17 protein-coding genes are annotated in these 16,479 nt (G+C 64.9%); 8 read left to right on the plus strand and 9 right to left on the minus strand.

Going from position 1 to position 16,479, the window contains the following annotated elements; all coding sequences use genetic code 11:
* On the plus strand, positions 1 to 148 hold a 148-nt coding region (locus ATE59_RS13305), incomplete at its 5' end, for a GTP cyclohydrolase I (protein WP_197409177.1).
* 200 nt (positions 149 to 348) lie between these two features.
* On the opposite strand, the gene ATE59_RS13310 is transcribed toward ATE59_RS13305, so the two are convergent.
* Together ATE59_RS13310 and ATE59_RS13315 are read right to left on the minus strand one after the other, a co-directional pair.
* Positions 349 to 966: a 2-hydroxychromene-2-carboxylate isomerase gene (locus ATE59_RS13310; protein ID WP_058812793.1), complete on the minus strand. Its 618-nt coding sequence runs from the start codon at positions 964 to 966 to the stop codon at positions 349 to 351.
* A complete protein-coding gene (locus ATE59_RS13315) occupies positions 960 to 1,691 on the minus strand; it encodes an SDR family oxidoreductase (RefSeq protein WP_058812794.1) in 732 nt (243 codons plus the stop codon). Before ATE59_RS13315 ends, ATE59_RS13310 begins: the two co-directional genes overlap by 7 nt.
* Before the next feature lie 112 nt (positions 1,692 to 1,803).
* On the opposite strand from ATE59_RS13315, the gene ATE59_RS13320 reads away from it, so the two are divergent.
* Positions 1,804 to 2,298, plus strand: coding sequence for a winged helix-turn-helix transcriptional regulator (locus ATE59_RS13320; protein WP_058812795.1), 495 nt, complete (start codon positions 1,804 to 1,806; stop codon positions 2,296 to 2,298).
* Positions 2,299 to 2,465: 167 nt separating this feature from the next.
* On the opposite strand, the gene clpS is transcribed toward ATE59_RS13320, so the two are convergent.
* The 3 genes from clpS to ATE59_RS13335 all read right to left on the minus strand — a co-directional run bounded on the left by clpS (position 2,466) and on the right by ATE59_RS13335 (position 5,728).
* Positions 2,466 to 2,831 carry an ATP-dependent Clp protease adapter ClpS gene (gene clpS, locus ATE59_RS13325; RefSeq protein ID WP_051066442.1) on the minus strand — a complete coding sequence of 122 codons (366 nt, stop codon included), beginning with the start codon at positions 2,829 to 2,831 and terminating at the stop codon, positions 2,466 to 2,468.
* 260 nt (positions 2,832 to 3,091) lie between these two features.
* On the minus strand, positions 3,092 to 3,814 hold the full coding sequence (locus tag ATE59_RS13330) for a phasin family protein (RefSeq protein ID WP_003048931.1): 723 nt from the start codon (positions 3,812 to 3,814) through the stop codon (positions 3,092 to 3,094).
* A 123-nt stretch (positions 3,815 to 3,937) separates the two neighbouring features.
* Positions 3,938 to 5,728 carry a PHA/PHB synthase family protein gene (locus ATE59_RS13335; RefSeq protein WP_058812796.1) on the minus strand — a complete coding sequence of 597 codons (1,791 nt, stop codon included), beginning with the start codon at positions 5,726 to 5,728 and terminating at the stop codon, positions 3,938 to 3,940.
* Positions 5,729 to 5,849: 121 nt separating this feature from the next.
* Here ATE59_RS13335 and ATE59_RS13340 point away from each other — a divergent pair, with 121 nt between their 5' ends.
* Both ATE59_RS13340 and ATE59_RS13345 read left to right on the plus strand, forming a co-directional pair.
* Positions 5,850 to 7,061: an LL-diaminopimelate aminotransferase gene (locus ATE59_RS13340; protein WP_058812797.1), complete on the plus strand. Its 1,212-nt coding sequence runs from the start codon at positions 5,850 to 5,852 to the stop codon at positions 7,059 to 7,061.
* A 5-nt stretch (positions 7,062 to 7,066) separates the two neighbouring features.
* Positions 7,067 to 7,516, plus strand: coding sequence for a DUF2721 domain-containing protein (locus tag ATE59_RS13345; RefSeq protein WP_003048937.1), 450 nt, complete (start codon positions 7,067 to 7,069; stop codon positions 7,514 to 7,516).
* 2 nt (positions 7,517 to 7,518) lie between these two features.
* Here the strand turns inward: ATE59_RS13345 and ATE59_RS13350 are convergent, their stop codons facing one another.
* Positions 7,519 to 9,090, minus strand: a complete 1,572-nt coding sequence (locus tag ATE59_RS13350; RefSeq protein WP_231737366.1) for an amidase — start codon at positions 9,088 to 9,090, stop codon at positions 7,519 to 7,521.
* A 114-nt stretch (positions 9,091 to 9,204) separates the two neighbouring features.
* Here ATE59_RS13350 and ATE59_RS13355 point away from each other — a divergent pair, with 114 nt between their 5' ends.
* Positions 9,205 to 10,518, plus strand: coding sequence for a spinster family MFS transporter (locus ATE59_RS13355; RefSeq protein WP_058812798.1), 1,314 nt, complete (start codon positions 9,205 to 9,207; stop codon positions 10,516 to 10,518).
* Here ATE59_RS13355 and ATE59_RS13360 read toward each other — a convergent pair.
* Entirely contained in the window at positions 10,515 to 11,105 is a 591-nt protein-coding gene (locus ATE59_RS13360) for an NADPH-dependent FMN reductase (protein ID WP_058812913.1), read from the minus strand. The genes ATE59_RS13355 and ATE59_RS13360 overlap by 4 nt on opposite strands.
* 94 nt (positions 11,106 to 11,199) lie before the next feature.
* On the opposite strand from ATE59_RS13360, the gene ATE59_RS13365 reads away from it, so the two are divergent.
* Complete coding sequence (locus tag ATE59_RS13365; protein ID WP_058812799.1) at positions 11,200 to 12,102, plus strand: haloalkane dehalogenase; 903 nt, start codon at positions 11,200 to 11,202, stop codon at positions 12,100 to 12,102.
* On the opposite strand, the gene ATE59_RS13370 is transcribed toward ATE59_RS13365, so the two are convergent.
* Positions 12,091 to 12,549, minus strand: a complete 459-nt coding sequence (locus ATE59_RS13370) for an Lrp/AsnC family transcriptional regulator (protein WP_058812800.1) — start codon at positions 12,547 to 12,549, stop codon at positions 12,091 to 12,093. The genes ATE59_RS13365 and ATE59_RS13370 overlap by 12 nt on opposite strands.
* Positions 12,550 to 12,667: 118 nt before the next feature.
* On the opposite strand from ATE59_RS13370, the gene ATE59_RS13375 reads away from it, so the two are divergent.
* Positions 12,668 to 13,879 carry a methionine gamma-lyase gene (locus tag ATE59_RS13375; protein WP_058812801.1) on the plus strand — a complete coding sequence of 404 codons (1,212 nt, stop codon included), beginning with the start codon at positions 12,668 to 12,670 and terminating at the stop codon, positions 13,877 to 13,879.
* A gap of 13 nt (positions 13,880 to 13,892) precedes the next feature.
* On the opposite strand, the gene ATE59_RS13380 is transcribed toward ATE59_RS13375, so the two are convergent.
* Positions 13,893 to 15,182 carry an adenylosuccinate synthase gene (locus tag ATE59_RS13380; RefSeq protein WP_003048950.1) on the minus strand — a complete coding sequence of 430 codons (1,290 nt, stop codon included), beginning with the start codon at positions 15,180 to 15,182 and terminating at the stop codon, positions 13,893 to 13,895.
* Between the two features lie 188 nt (positions 15,183 to 15,370).
* Here ATE59_RS13380 and ATE59_RS13385 point away from each other — a divergent pair, with 188 nt between their 5' ends.
* Positions 15,371 to 16,333, plus strand: coding sequence for an alpha/beta hydrolase (locus ATE59_RS13385; RefSeq protein ID WP_231737369.1), 963 nt, complete (start codon positions 15,371 to 15,373; stop codon positions 16,331 to 16,333).
* Positions 16,334 to 16,479 lie beyond the last annotated feature (146 nt).

The raw sequence follows: 16,479 nt of genomic DNA on the forward strand, positions 1-16,479 counted from the left end.
TGCGGTGGTGATCGACGCGCAGCACGGCTGCATGACCGGCCGCGGCGTGCGTACCCCCGGCGTCGGCATGGTCACCAGCCGCGTCCTCGGCTGCTTCCTCGAAGATCAGCGCAGCCGCAAGGAAGTGCTCAGCCTGATGGGCTATTGATGCGCGTCGCGATCGTCAGCGTGATTGGGAAGGCGGCCGATTAGGACCGATTGCGGACGTTGTTGCACTTTTTCACATCGTCATTCCCGCGAAAGCGGGAACCCAGTGTGGAGTTGGCTGACGCGAGCTTTGGGTTCCCGCTTTCGCGGGAATGACGAAAGAAGGTGAGGACCGCTCCCGACCCCAAAACCGTCGTCCCGTCAGCGGAGCAGCGCTTCCTCGACTTGTCCGAGTCGGTCCTTGCCGAAGAATATCTCGTCGCCGACGAAGAAGGTCGGGATACCAAAGGCGCCGCGCGCGACCGCGGCTTCGGTGTTGGCGGCGAGCTTGGCCTTGATCGCATCCTCCTGCGTGCGCGCCAGCAGCGCGGGGCCGTCGAAGCCGTTTGCTGTCAGGAAGGCAGCGGCGACCGCGGGATCATCCATCTTCAGCCCGTCTTCCCACATCGCGCGGTTCACCGCATCGATATAGTCGTCGAGCACGCCTTCGTCTTCGGCGACGACCGCGCCGCGCATGATGAGCAGCGTGTTCACCGGAAAATGCGGGTTGAGCCGGAATTTGGTGAGCCCGTGGCGCGCGATGAAGCGCCGCATCTCGAGATTTTCATACGCCATCTTCGCCGGCGCGTCGGCATATTGGATCATCGGCGCCTTGTTGCCCGTGGCCTTGAAAATACCGCCGAGCAGGCAGGGGGTGATGATCAGATCGGCGCCCGTGCGATCGAGCAGGTCGGGTAGTATCTTCATCGCCAGATAGGCGTTCGGACTGCCGAAATCGAAGATGAATTCGAGGGACTTTCCTGCGCTCTTGCTCACCATTTTTCTCCCCAGGGGCGAAGGTCGAGTTCGTGCGTCCACGCGCTTTTCGGCTGGCGGTGGAGCATCACATAATTGGCGGCGATGGCCTGCGGGTTGAGGATCAGATCCTGCGCCTTCGCATTGTCGAAATCGGGATGACGTCCCTTGATGAAATCGGTGTCGATCGCGCCGTCGATCACGACATGCGCAACATGGACGCCCTGCGGCCCCAGTTCGCGCGCCATCGATTGCGCCAGCATTCGCAGCGCCGCCTTGGCGCCCGAGAAGGCGGCATAGCCCGATCCGCCGCGCAGGGATGCCGTGGCGCCGGTGAAGATGATCGTGCCCCGACCGCGCGGCGCCATGCGCTTTGCCGCCTCGCGCCCCATCAGGAAGCCGCCCAGGCACGCCATTTCCCAGACCTTGGTGTAAACGCGCAGCGTCGTCTCGGCGATCGGAAAGTTGACGTTCGCGCCGATATTGAACACCGCGACCTCGACCGGTCCGACCTCGGCTTCGACCCGGTCGAACAGGGCGATCATCGCCTCTTCGCTACGCGCGTCGCCGGGAAAGGCGCGGGCATCATGGCCCTCATCGCGGATCGACTGCGCCAGCGCCTCGAGCGCATCGGCGTTGCGTTCGCGGCGGTTGACGCAGGCGGTGAGGCCTTCGGCGGCAAAGGCGCGGGCAATTGCGCCGCCGGTGGCGTCGCCGGCTCCGATGATGACGGCTGCGGGGTTGGGCATGCGCGACTCTCCTCTTGCAGCAGATTGTAGCTATGATAAACATAGTGACAAGAGGTTTTTGTCGGTGGGATGAGAATGCCGATGAAGAGAATGACAAGGGTATAGGGACATCATGCCCAAACGCGCTGATCTTTCGGATACATTTTGCCCCGTCGGCCGCTCGGCCGAAATCCTGGGCGACCGCGCCGTGCTTCTGATCCTGCGCGACCTGTTCTTCGGGCGCCGGCGGTTCGAGGCGATCGCCGCGAACACCGGCCTCGGGCCGCAGCTTGTGTCGGCGCGGCTCAAGCTGCTGGTGCGCGAGGGTGTGGTCGAGCGTTATGTCTATCAGGATCGGCCCCTTCGCCACGAATATCGACTGACCGCGAAGGGCAAGGATCTGTTCGATGTGCTGTACGCGATGCGCAATTGGGCGGAGCGCTGGGCCTATGCGCCCGGCGAGACGGGAGGCGGACCGGCGATGCGCTATATTCACCGCGCCTGCGGCGCCGATGTCGGCACCGCGGTCGTCTGTCCGGGGTGCGGCGAAGCGCTCCATTATGGCGATTTGAAGGGCGAGCCTTCGGCGCCGCTTCAGGCCGAGCAGGCGGCGCGGAGCGGCGGTTGAAACCCCTCCCGCATGCGGGAGGGGCAGCGAGAGTTGCGAACTTGTTCGCTACTCGCAGCGGGGTGGGCGGGGTGATGCGGCGACAATGCCCACCCCATGGCGACTAGGCCCGGCTTCGCCGAACCAAGTCTCATTGCCCCTCCCGCATACGGGAGGGGCTGAACAATTTACGCCTTTTCCAGCGTGCATTGCAGCGGGTGCTGGTTCTGCCGCGCGGCGTCCATCACCTGATTGACCTTGGTTTCGGCGACTTCGTAACTGAACACGCCGCACACCCCGACGCCCTGTTGATGAACGTGCAGCATCACCTGCGTCGCGCGTTCGATATCCATGTTGAAAAAGCGCTGCAGCACCATCACGACGAATTCCATCGGCGTATAGTCGTCGTTGAGCAGTAGCACCTTGTACATCGAGGGCTTTTTGGGTTTCGCGCGCGTGCGCGTCGCAATGCCGACACCGGGAGCGCCGGGCGTATCGTCATCCTTGCCCGCCATGGCGCGGACGATGTGAGGAATGGAGGCGGGAAGCATCATCATCGGGAATATCGCAAGCCGGGGCGGAATCGCAAGAGGGCGGGGATGCATTAACCCCCTTTTCGTCGCCCCCGCGAAGTCGGGAGCCTCTGGCAAGAGTGCACCAAGTCGATTGCGGCCCCCGCCTTCGCGGGGGCGACGATCAGGATAAAAACAAGAGCCGCCCGTTTCGCGAAGGAAACGAGCGGCCCTGTATGTGTCGGCGCGGGGTCGGGAGGAGGGGAGAGAGAGCCCGCGCCAACGAGGGAAGAAAAAGGCCCTTAGGCTGCCTTCATCTTCGAGCTGATGACCGACACGCGGTTCGAGATCGGCGCGAAGCTGTCGTTGGCGAGCTTCACGACCATTTCGCTGGTCTTCGAGGTCTGCGCAACGGCGGCGTCGAACGCCTTCTTGCTGTTTTCGGCATAGAGCTTGAAGAACTCGGCCGGCGACTTGACGGCGGTGTAGCCCTTCAGCGCGGCGGTGGTGTCTTCGAAGCTCTTGCGAGCGAAGGCGACGCCTTCCTGGCCGAGCGTTTCGAAGCCCTTGGCCGCGATCTTGCCCGATTCAACCATGGCTTCGATGTTCGCCTTGTTGAATTCGACAGCTTCCTCGGCGAGCTTGCTGCTCTTGCTCATGGCTTCCTTCGCCTTTTCGTTGAATTCGGCGGTCATCGCTTCGGCGCGGGTCTTGGCGTCTTCGGCGAACTTCTTGACGGTGTCGTTCATGGTCTTGAATCCTTTGGAGGCGGCGGCAACCGGCTTCGGCGCGGCCTTTGCTTTGGGGGTGATGGTCTTGGCGGCCGCCTTCTTGGGGGCGACCTTCTTGGCGGCCGGTTTTGCGGCCTTCTTTTGGACCGGCTTGGCCTTGGCCTTCACGGTCTTGGTCTTTTCGGGCGCCGGAGCGGCAACCGCAGGCGCCACGGGAGTCGCAACCGGCTTGGCGGCGGTTTCCAGCGTCGCGGCTTCGAAAGCCTTTTCGGCACTATCCATCTTGGTAGCCATCGGAACAACTCCTTTATGTTGCACTGCACAATATAGGAGTGGATCGGCGATTTCAAGGATATTTTTGTGCAGCGCACAAAAATTGTCGATGAACCGCCGCAGCCGATGGATAATCCCGCGATGTTACCGCTGTTTGACGTAGCGTCCGGGCGCGTCCTCGATCGCCTTTTTCTTGCCCTTTCCGGGCACGCGCGCGCCTTTGGCGGGCGTCTTGCCGCCGTCCTGATCGGCGATCCAGCCGATCCAGTGCGGCCACCAGCTTCCCTTGGTTTCGGTCGCGCTTGCCTCGAATTCGGCGAGCGAGGCGGCGTCATTGTCACCGGTCCAATATTGATATTTGCCCGCAGCGGGCGGGTTGACGACGCCGGCGATGTGGCCCGATCCCGCGAGCAGGAAGGTCTTTGGTCCCGACAGATGGTCCATCAGCCGCCAGACGCTGGCCAGCGGGGCGATATGATCTTCGCGTCCGGCCTGGATATAGGCGGGGGTGGTGATCTTCTTGAGGTCGATCGGGGTGCCCATCACCGTCAGGCTGTTCGGAATGACCATCCGGTTGTCGCGGTAGAGGTCGACCAGATATTGCCGGTGCCATTTCGCCGGCAGGTTGGTCGTGTCGCCGTTCCAGTAGAGCAGATCGAAAGGCGGATAGTCGTTGCCGAGCAGGTAATTGCTCACGACATAATTCCAGATCAGGTCGCGGCCGCGCAGGCTGTTGAAGGTTGCGGCCATATAGCGGCCGTCGAGAAAGCCGCCGGCCGACAATTGCTGGAGCAGCGCCAGATAGCCGTCGTCGACGAACAGCTTGAGTTCGCCCGCCAGTTCGAAATCGACCTGCGCGGTGAAGAAGGTGACCGACCTGACCTTGTCGGCATCGCCCTGCGCAGCGAGCATCGCGAGCGTGGCGGCGAGCGTCGTCCCGGCGACGCAGTAGCCGATCGCGTGGACATGCGGCACGTCGAGCAGGTCGCGCACCGTGTCGATCGCATCGACCTGCGCCGCGATATAATCGTCCCACACGACATCCTTCATCGACGCGTCGGCCGATTTCCACGACACCATGAAGACGGTCAGCCCCTGTTCGACCGCCCAGCGCACAAAGCTTTTCGCGGGATTGAGATCGAGGATGTAGAAGCGGTTGATCCACGGTGGGAAGATGACGAGCGGGACGGTGAAGACGTCTTTCGTCGTCGGCTCATATTGGATGAGCTGATAGAGATCGGTTTCGTGGATCACCTTGCCCGGGGTCGTCGCGATGTTCACGCCGACCTCGAACGCATTCTTGTCGACATGGCTCAACTGTCCGCGCGCAAGGTCGGCGAGCATGTGCCGTAGCCCCTTGAGCAGGCTTTCGCCGCGCGTTTCGACCGCGCGCTTGATGACTTCGGGATTGGTGACGGCAAGGTTCGTCGGTGACAGCGCGTCGGCCATCGACTTTGCGGCAAATTCCATCTTGGCCCGCGCATCGGCGTCGAGCCCCTGAAGCTGGCGCGTGGTTTCGAGCAACTGGTCCGACAACAGGCCATAGGTCTGCCGGATCAGCGCAAAGGCGGGGTTTGCGGTCCAGTCGGGGTCGGCGAAGCGGCGATCCTTGGGCGCATCGGCCGCCGCGGAGGGCATGAAGGACGGCTGGATCGCGGCGAGCGACGACCAGAAATGCACGCCCTGTTCCCACATCTTCGCGCCCTGTTCGGCCCAAAGCTGGGTCGCCGGATTGTCGATCCATCTGGCGGGATCGAACAGCGGCCGCGCATCCTTTTCCTCGTCGGCCTGACCGAGCGCGAATTCGAGCATCATCTGCTGCGCGCGCGCCATCACGCTGGCCCAATGCTGCATATCGTCGGGGGACGGGAGAAAGGGATTCGGCGCCTCGGCCGCGGTGCCGTCATTCTTGTCTTTTTCGCCCGCGTCGCTCATGCCGGTTCCCGCTGGTCAGCCTCTCGTCCGATGCGTATAACAGCCGCCGACGCGGCTGGCGAGGTGCCGATCGCGTTTCGACCGACTAAACGCTTACGAAAAGGAGTTGTTCTAGTTCCCCATGTCCGACGATGAATTCTACCGCATCAAGCGCCTGCCGCCCTATGTCATCGCTGAAGTGAATGCGATGCGAGCGGCCGCGCGTGCCGCGGGCGAGGACATTATCGACCTGGGAATGGGCAACCCCGACCTGCCGCCGCCGCAGCATGTGATCGACAAGCTGTGCGAGGTTGCGCAAAAACCCGACGCGCACGGCTATTCGCAGTCGAAGGGCATTCCGGGGCTGCGCCGGGCGCAGGCCAATTATTATGCCCGCCGCTTCAACGTCGAACTCGATCCCGAAAGCGAAGTCGTCGTGACGATGGGGTCGAAGGAAGGGCTCGCCAGCCTCGCGACCGCGATCACCGGCCCGGGCGACGTCGTGCTGGCACCGAATCCCAGCTATCCCATACACACCTTCGGCTTCATCATCGCCGGTGCGACGATCCGCAGCGTGCCGACGACGCCGGACGAAAATTACTGGCGCGCGCTCGACCGCGCGATGGCGTTCACCGTGCCGCGTCCGTCGATCCTGGTCGTCAACTACCCGTCGAACCCGACCGCTGAAGCCGTCGACCTCGCTTTCTACGAGCGGCTCGTCGCCTGGGCGAAGGAAAACAAGGTCTGGGTCCTCAGCGACCTTGCCTATTCGGAGCTTTATTACGACGGCAATCCAACGCCCTCGATCCTGCAGGTGCCGGGCGCGAAGGATGTGGCGATCGAATTCACCTCCATGTCGAAAACCTATTCGATGGCCGGGTGGCGCATGGGTTTCGCGGTCGGCAACAAGCGGCTGATCGCGGCGATGACGCGCGTCAAATCCTATCTCGACTACGGCGCCTTCACCCCGATCCAGGCGGCGGCCTGCGCCGCGCTCAACGGACCGCAGGATATCGTCGCGAAGAACCGCGAGCTTTACCAGAAGCGCCGTGACGTGATGGTCGAAAGCTTTGCGCGCGCCGGCTGGGATATTCCGAGCCCACCCGCGTCGATGTTCGCCTGGGCGCCGCTGCCGCCCGCGCTCAAGGAGATGGGCAGCCTCGAATTCTCCAAGCAGCTTCTGACCCATGCCAAGGTCGCTGTCGCCCCCGGCGTCGGCTATGGGGAGGACGGCGAGGGCTATGTCCGCATCGCGATGGTCGAAAACGAACAGCGCATCCGTCAGGCGGCGCGCAACGTCCGCAAATTCCTCCAGATGCATGGTGTGAACACGCCGTCGGTCGCGGCAGGATAGACGCGATGTTCGAAGGGGCGCCGACAATCGCCCAGACGATCCAATTGTCCGTCGCGCCGGTGTTCCTGCTGGTCGCGATGGGCAATTTGCTCAACGTCTTCACTGGCCGCCTCGCGCGCGTCATCGACCGGTCGCGCAAGCTGACCGAACGTCACGCGACGACGACGGGCGTCGAACATAGCCGGCTGGTCGAAGAATTGCGCGTGATCGCGCGCCGGATGCGCGTCATCAACACCGCCATCCTGTTCGCCGTATGCGGCGGGCTGGTGGTGTGCATCCTCGTGTCGCTGCTGTTCCTGCAATATGCGGCGGGCTTCCATCTCGGCGTCGCGGTATCGCTGGTCTTTGTGCTGGCGATGCTGTTCCTGCTGCTCTCGCTCGGCATGTTCCTCTACGAAGTGCGCCTCGCGACGCACGCCATATTGATCCCGACCGAATATCTCGAGCGCAACTAGCGTCAGGGTGTAATGCTGGCGCGATAGGTTGGCGCTACGCGTTTGCGGCTTGCCTGTTCATAGGCATATCCGGCCGCCAGAATATCGCCGTCGCTCCATTTGGTGGCGATGAAGGAGAGGCCGATCGGCAGCCCTTCGACCGCACCCATCGGGACGGTAAGGTGCGGATAGCCGGCGACGGCGGGAAGCTGGCTGACGCCGGGGCCGGTATAATGGTCGCCGTTGACGAGATCGGTGGTCCAGGCGGGGCCATTGGTCACGCCAACCAGCAGGTCGGCGCCGCTTTCGCGCAGCAGCCGGTCGATGCCCTCCGGCCCCGCGAGCCGCGCCGCCTTGGCCTTGGCATCACGATAGGGCTGGCTGTCGAGGCCGCCCTTGCTTTCGGCAAGTTCGAACAGCGACTGGTCGAACCAGCGCATCTCGGCGGGCGTCGCCTTGTTGAAGGCGATCAGGTCGGCGAGCGAGCGCGGCGCGCCCTTCCCGGGTAGCCCGGCCAGATAGGCGGCCATGTCGGCCTTGAGTTCGGTCATCAATATCTCGAACTCGGCATCGCCCAGGCCGTCGAGGCCGCTACGGCTATCCTTGATCTCGACGATCGTCGCACCGGCGGCGCGCATCGTGTCGAGCGCGGCACCGAACAGCGCGCCGATGTCGGCGCGGCCGCCGATGCGATCGCGCAGCACGCCAATCGTCTTGCCGCGCAGTGCGTCCGGCGACAGCGCGGCGGCAAAGTCACGGCGGTGCGCGTCGGCCTCTGCCGTTGCCGGATCGGCGGGATCGCTGCCCGCCATCACCGACAACAGCGTGGCCGCGTCGCGCACCGTCAAGGTCATCGGTCCCGCCGTATCCTGACTGTGGCTGATCGGGACGACAAGACTGCGGCTCACCAGGCCGACGGTCGGCTTGAAGCCGACCACGCCGTTCATGCCTGCAGGGCAGGTGATCGATCCGTCGGTCTCGGTCCCGATCGTCAGCGGCGCAAGGCTGGCCGCCGTCGCTGCACCGCTACCCGCCGACGAGCCGCATGTGTTGCGGTCGAGCGCGTGCGGATTGCGCGTCAGTCCGCCGACGGCGCTCCAGCCGCTGGTCGCGTCGTTCGACCGGATATTGGCCCATTCGCTGAGGTTGGTCTTGCCCAGGATCACCGCGCCGCCTTCGCGCAGCCGCGCGACCAGCGGCGCATCGCGGCCGGTGATATTGCCTTTCAGGGCCAGCGAACCGGCGGTCGTCGCAACCGGCCCCGCCGCCTCGATATTGTCCTTCAGCAGCACCGGAATCCCGTGCAGCGGGCCGCGCACATGCCCCACCTTGCGCTCCTGATCGAGCCGATAGGCCTCGCTCATCGCGTCGGGAAACACCGCGATCACCGCGTTGAGTGTCGGGCCCGCCTTATCGATATTCCGGATGCGCTCCAGATAGGCGGCGGTGATGACCTCGCTGCTCGTTTCGCCCGCGGTCATCTCCGCCTGCAGAGTCGCGGCATCCTTGCCGGCGACATCGGGAAGCGGCGGCGGCATGGCGGCGGCGGGGACGGAGGCGAGCAGAGCGGCTGTCAGCAGCGAAATTTTTTGCATGGCGCGAATGCTGGCAGCCGTAACGGCAATTGCAAGTGCCATTTTACGCTGTGCCGCCCCGGCGTTGACAGGGTGCGGCCGGGTCTGCACCTTCGCCCCCATCGGGAGAGAAAAATGTCGGAAAAGCCAGCTCTTGCCCTTGGTGCAGGGTCGCAAGCATCAACCAGCGTCGCCGCGAAAACGCGCACGATGCTGTGGGTGCTCTTGATCGTCTATATCCTCAATTTCCTCGATCGGCAGATCGTCAACATATTGGCCGAGCCGATCGCGCGCGATCTGAAACTGTCCGATTCCGACATCGGCCTGATGACGGGATTGGCCTTCGCGCTCTTTTACACCTTCCTGGGTTTGCCGATCGCGCGTTATGCGGACCGTCCCTCAACCAATCGCGTCGGGCTGATTTCGGTGTCGCTGGCGATCTGGTCGGGGATGACCGTGCTGTGCGGCATGGCGCAGAATTTCGTCCAATTGCTGCTTGCCCGCATCGGCGTCGGCGTGGGCGAGGCCGGGTGCACACCCGCGGCACACTCGCTCATCACCGATGCCGTCGAACCCGCCAAACGATCGTCCGCCATTGCCTTTTACGGGCTCGGGATTCCGATCGGCAGCCTCCTCGGTCTGATCGTCGGCGGCATCGTCAACGATCTCTGGGGCTGGCGCATCGCGTTCATGGTCGTCGGTGTGCCTGGCCTGTTGCTCGCCTTCATGGTCCCGATGTTCATCAAGGAGGTACGCGCACGCGGCGCCGATACTGCTGCAACGACGGGCGCGAGCGGCGCCCTGTCGATCGGGCAGGCGCTGCGCGAAGTGTTCAGCACCCGGGCCTTCGTCTACATCGCGATCGCGGCGTCCTTCACCGCCTTCCTGGGTTATGGCAAAGGCGTCTGGGCGCTGATCCTGTTCCAGCGATCGCACGGGCTGAGCGCGGGCGAAACCGGACTTTTGCTGGGCGTCGCGCTGGGCATCGCGGGCATTTTGGGAACCTGGCTCGGCGGCTATTTCGCCGACCGGTTCGGCAAGACCGACCGCCGCCACATGCTCACCACGCCGGCGATCGGCATGGCGGTCGCGGCGCCGATCCTGTTTCTGGGCTACGCCGTCACCGAATGGCACGTCGCGATCGCGCTGCTGTTCGTGCCGACCGTGCTCAACGCCGCATATTACGGCCCGACCTTCGCCTGCGTCCACGGGCTGGTGCAGCCGGAGGCGCGCGCGATGGCCAGCGCGGTGATGCTGTTCCTGCAGAATCTGATCGGCCTCGGACTTGGGCCGCTCCTTTTCGGCATGGCGTCGGAAGAGCTCAAGCCCACCCTCGGCACCGAAAGCGTCCGCTATGTCCTCTATGGCGCGGCGTGGCTCGGGCTGATCCCGGCCTTCTTCTTCTGGCGCGCCAGCCTGCGGCTCGGGAAGGAGCTCAAATCGGGTTAGAAGGGCGGCGGCGCTTGTTCGCGCTGCGCCTTCGCGGCGTCGGTCCACCAGGCAAGGTCGTCGGCGAAGCGCGGAAAGGCCCGTGCCAGCCGCTCGCCGTCCTCGCCCGCAGGCCCGCCGTCGGCATCGAAAGCACCGCCGATGCGCGCGAGGCTGAGCGGGGTCGCGGTGACCACCATGCCCATCGCGCCAAGCGTCGTGCGCCACGCGGTCGCGGCGCGGATGCCGGCGAAGGGGCCAGCCGAATAAGAGGCGATGGCGGCGGGGCGCCACGCGAATTGGGGAAGATAATGGTCGACCAGATTCTTGAGGCCCGGTTGCAGCCCGCCATTATATTCGCCGGTCACGAAGACGAAGCCGTCCGTCGCGGCGATCCGGTCGGCGAGCGCATCCATCGCGGCGGGGGCCTCGCCCGCTGCAAAATCGCTGTGCCGTCGGTCGAGCATCGGCAGATCCACCGCCATCGCATCGACCAGTTCGGCGCGGTCGCCGCGCGCAGCAAGGGAATCGACGATCCAGCGGGCAAGCTTGATGCCCTGCCGGTCGCGGCGATAGCTTCCGTAGAAGACCAGGATAGTGCGGCTCATCGGCCGACCGTGCCACGCCGCGCCGCCGAACGAAAGCGCGTCTTGCGCCGCACCGCGCGGCAATTCTAGAGTGATCGGGACCAAGGGGGGGATTATGCGGGTTTATCGTACACCGGACGAATGTTTTGCGGGCCTGACCGATTGGCCTTTCGCGCCGCGATATACCGAGATCGCGGGCGGCCTGCGCGTCCATTATGTCGACGAGGGCGCCGCCGATGCACAGCCGGTGCTCATGCTGCACGGCGAGCCGACGTGGAGCTATCTCTACCGCCACATGATCGGTCCCGCGGTGCGCGCGGGCTTCCGGGCTGTTGCGCCCGACCTCATCGGCTTCGGTCGCTCCGACAAGCCGCTCGACCGGTCGGCCTACAGCTATGCGCAGCAGGTCGCGTGGATGCGCGCCTGGATCGAGGCGCTCGACCTTCGGAACATGATCCTCGTCTGCCAGGATTGGGGTTCGCTGATCGGGCTGCGTCTGGTCGCCGAAATGCCCGAGCGCTTCGCGGGTGTCGCGCTATCGAACGGCGGACTGCCCGAGGGGCAGGCGGCGCCGCGCGCCTTTGCGATCTGGCGCGCCTTTTCGCGCTACAGCCCGCTGTTCCCGATCGGCCGGATCGTCAAGGCGGGAACGAAGCGCCCGCTCAGCGCCGAAGAAATCGCCGCTTATGACGCGCCCTTTCCGACGCGCGCGTCGAAGGTCGCAGCGCGCATCTATCCGTCGTTCGTGCCGCTGGGCGACAATGTCGCGGTGCCCGATCAGAAGCGCGCATGGGCCGCGCTCGAACGCTTCGACAAGCCCTTCCTCTGCTGCTTTTCGGACGGCGACCCGATCACGCGCGGCGGCGATGCCCTGTTCCTCGGCCGCGTGCCCGGAACCGCCGGCATGGCGCACCGCACGTTGAAAGGCGGGCATTTCATCCAGGAGGATGACCCGGCGGGCTTCGTTTCTGCAATCGAAGCCGTCGCCGCGGCGGGGCGCGGGGCGTCAGCCGGGTAGCGGCAACACGCGGCTCTGCTTGACGACGCCGTAGGCCAGGCTGGTGTCGATCGACGCGATGCCGTCGATCGCGTGCAGCCGTTCGCGCACGAAGCGCTCGTATCCGTCGAGGTCGGGTGCGACGACCCGCAACAGATAGTCGATATCGCCCGTCATCAGGAAGCAATCGAGAATATCGTCGATGGCGCCGATCGCCCGCTCGAATGCCTGCACGGTCGCCTGATCATGCTTGCTCAGCCGGATGCCGACGAACACGGTGATCGGATAGCCCATCGCCTTTTGATCGACGAGCGCGGCATAGCCGGTGATGACGCCGCGCTCTTCGAGCAGACGAACCCGGCGCAGACAGGGCGACGGCGACAGGTTCACCGCCGCGGCCAGATCCTGATTGCTCAGCCAGCCGTCGTGCATCAAGGCGCGGACGATCTGGTGATCCTTGCGATCCATGGGGCAGTCCTTGGCAGAATGTTCCAATATACTTGCTGCTAGTGGCATATATTGGAAGCACCTGCCACCGGCCATTTGATACAAGCGGCGCTCGTTCACCGCAGGAGTCGCGCCCGTCATGTCGTCCTTTCCGCTTTCGGGTTTTGCGACCCGCGCCATTCATGCCGGCTATGACGCAAAGGCCAATGACGGCGCGCTGGTGCCGCCGCTGCATCTGTCGTCGACCTTCGTGTTCGAAACCGCCGAGGCGGGCGCCGAGATTTTCGCGGGCGAGCGCGAAGGATATTTCTACAGCCGCATCGCCAATCCGACGGTCGACCTGCTCGAACGGCGCATGGCCGCGCTCGAAGGCGCGGAAGCCGCTGTCGCGACGGCGTCGGGCATGGGCGCGATAACGGCGGTTTTCTGGTCCTTTCTGAAGTCCGGCGACGAAATTATCGTCGATCAGACGCTGTACGGATGCACCTTCGCCTTCATGCGCCACGGCCTTGCGCGCTTTGGCGTCCGCGTCACCCATGTCGATCTGACCGATCCGGCCAATCTCGAAGCCTGCATCTCCGCCGCGACGAAGATCGTCTATTTCGAAACCCCCGCCAATCCGAACATGCGGCTGGTCGATATCGCCGCGGTGTCGGCGATCGCGCGCGACCATGGCGCGCGCACCGTCGTCGACAACACCTATGCGACCCCGGTGCTGACGCAGCCGATCACGCTCGGCGCGGATATCGTGGTGCATTCGGCGACCAAATATCTGGGCGGGCATGGCGATCTGGTCGGCGGCATCGTGCTCGGCACCGGCGCCGATATGCAGCAGGTGCGTCTGGTCGGGGTCAAGGACATGACCGGCGCGGTGATGGCGCCCTTCAACGCCATGCTGGTGCTGCGCGGGCTCAAGACGCTGAAGCTGCGCATGGCGGAACATTGCCGGTCGGCCGCCGCGATTGCGACGACGCTGAACGATCATCCCGCGGTCGCCGCGGTCCATTATCCGGGGCTGGCATGTTTCCCTCAGCATGATCTGGCGCGGCGGCAGATGCCGGGGTTCGGGGGCATGATCGCATTCGAACTGAAGGGCGGCTATGCCGCGGGCGTGGCGATGATGAACCGGCTGACGCTTGTCCAGCGCGCGGTGTCGCTCGGCGATGCCGAAAGCCTGATCCAGCATCCGACGAGCATGACCCATTCGACCTACACTGCAGAAGAACGGCGCGCGCACGGCATCGCCGACGGGCTCGTGCGGCTGTCGGTGGGACTCGAGGAGGCCGACGAAATCGCCGCCGATCTGACGCAGGCGCTCGATGCAGAGGTCAGGGCGTCCGTCGACGCCTGATCGCTTCGCGGGGTCAGTCGCTGAACGGATCGCGGATCAGGATCGTGTCCTCGCGCTCGGGGCTCGTCGACACGAGCGCGATGGGGGTTTCGATCAGTTCCTGAACGCGCTGGATATATTTGATCGCCTGCGCCGGCAGGTCGGCATAGCTGCGCGCCCCTGCGGTCGATTCGCTCCAGCCGTCCATCTCTTCGTAGATCGGTTCGACCTCGGCCTGATCGGCGGCGTGCGCCGGGAAATAGTCGAGGATCTTGCCGCGCAAACGATAACCGGTGCAGATGCGCACCTTGTCGAAGCCGTCGAGCACGTCGAGCTTGGTCAGCGCGATGCCGGTGACGCCCGATACCGCGCAGCTCTGACGCACCAATACCGCGTCGAACCAGCCGCAGCGGCGCTTGCGTCCGGTGACGGTGCCGAATTCATGCCCGCGTTCGCCGAGCCGCTGGCCGGTTTCGTCCTCGAGTTCGGTGGGGAAGGGGCCGCTGCCGACGCGCGTCGTATAGGCCTTGGCGATACCGAGCACGAAGCCGACCGCCGACGGGCCGAGGCCCGAGCCGCTGGCGGCGGTGCCGCTGACGGTGTTCGAACTGGTGACGAAGGGATAGGTGCCGTGATCGACATCGAGCAGCACGCCCTGCGCGCCTTCGAACAGGATGCGTGCGCCCGCCTTGCGGACCTTCTTCAGCCGCTTCCACACCGGCTGCGCATATTCGAGCACGAAATCGGCAATCTCGGCGAGGTCGGCCTTCAATCGCTCGCGATCGATCGGCGGCTCGCCGAAACCGGCGCGCAGCGCGTCGTGATGCGCGGTCAGGCGGTCGATCTGCGGATCGAGCTTGTCGAGATGCGCAAGGTCGCACACGCGCAGCGCGCGGCGGCCGACCTTGTCCTCATAAGCCGGACCGATGCCGCGACCCGTCGTGCCGATCTTGCCCGCGCCCGCCGCGGTTTCGCGCAAGCCGTCGAGGTCGCGGTGAAAGGGCAGGATCAGCGCGCAATTGTCGGCGATCGCGAAATTCTCTGCGTTGATCTCGACGCCCTGGCCGCGCAGCTTGGCAATTTCGTCTTTCAGCGCCCAGGGATCGAGCACGACGCCGTTGCCGATGATCGACAGCGTGCCGGTGACGATGCCCGACGGAAGCAGCGATAGCTTGTAGACCTGTTCGCCGACGACCAGCGTGTGACCGGCGTTATGGCCGCCCTGAAAGCGGACGACCGCGTCGGCGCGGCTGGCGAGCCAGTCGACGATCTTGCCCTTGCCCTCGTCGCCCCACTGCGACCCGATGACGGTAACATTTGCCATGACGCTGTCCTGCTGAACGGGGCCCTTTCGACCCGGCGCGGCCTTAGCGGATTTGGCTGTCGAGGCAAGGGCGAAGGCCGTAAAATAGTGCCGCGCCGCGCCGATCGCGGCTGTTACATCTTGTCATAACATCGCGGTGCGCGGTCACATCCTCGCGACAATTGCAGGCTAGTGACCCGACGGACAGCATGATGACGGAGGCGATGATGACGCGGCGATTTTCGACCGGATGGGCCGCCATGGCGGCGTTTGTCGCGGCGAGCCTGATGGTTCCGGGCCCCCTCGCCGAGGCGCGGGAACGGCTGCGCGAGCGGATTGCCGAACGCATGGCGGAGCGCATGGGCGCCGATGCCGGGGCAAAGGTCGCGGGCAGCGAAACGATCGCCTATGGCCGCGATCCGCTCCAGACGCTCGACATATGGCGCGCAAAGGGCGCGGCCGGTCCGGCGCCGCTGATCGTCTTCGTGCATGGCGGCGGCTGGAAGCGCGGCGACAAGGACAATGCGACCGGTCAGTTCAAACCCGAACATTATCCCGCCGAGGGCTATGCCTTCGCGTCAATCAACTACCGCCTTGTCCCCGCCGCGACGGTCGAGGAGCAGGCTGCCGATGTCGCCGCGGCGGTGCAGGCGATCGTCGAGCGCGCCGACGCACTGGGCGTCGACCGGCATCGCATCGTGCTGATGGGGCACAGCGCGGGCGCGCATCTGGTCGCGCTGGTCGGCACCGACCCGCGCTATCTGAAAGGCGCCGGCCTGTCCTTTGCCGATATTGCTGGTGTCATACCGATCGACGGGGCGGCCTATGACGTGGCGGCGCAGATGAAGGACGGGCCGCAAATCATGCAGTCGACCTATACGCAGGCCTTCGGCACCGATCCGGCGCGCCAGCGCGCGCTGTCGCCGACGGCGCAGGCGGCCGCGCCCAATGCGTCCGCCTTTCTGTTGCTGCACGTCCAGCGGCCCGACGGCGTGCGCCAAGCCAAGGCCCTCGGCGCCGCGCTCGAGGCCGGTGGAAGCCGCGTCGCGTTCGGCAGCTTTCCGGGCGAAGGATTGAAGGGCCATGCCGAGATCAACCGCCGCCTCGGCGATCCGTCCTACGCGGCGACCGCGACGGTCGACGCGTGGCTGAAGCGGGTATTCGGGCGATAGCTTCTGAGAGGCGACCAACCGCTCACGCCTTCCAACATTTCGTCATCCCGGACTTGATCCGGGATCCACTATTCCGGCGCGGCGTGAATGGATCCCGGATCAAGTCCGGGATGACGAGGGGAGAAGGGGCCGCTACGGTCGGGATC

It is taken from the genome of Sphingopyxis sp. A083, from assembly GCF_001468495.1.
Lineage (GTDB): Bacteria > Pseudomonadota > Alphaproteobacteria > Sphingomonadales > Sphingomonadaceae > Sphingopyxis > Sphingopyxis terrae.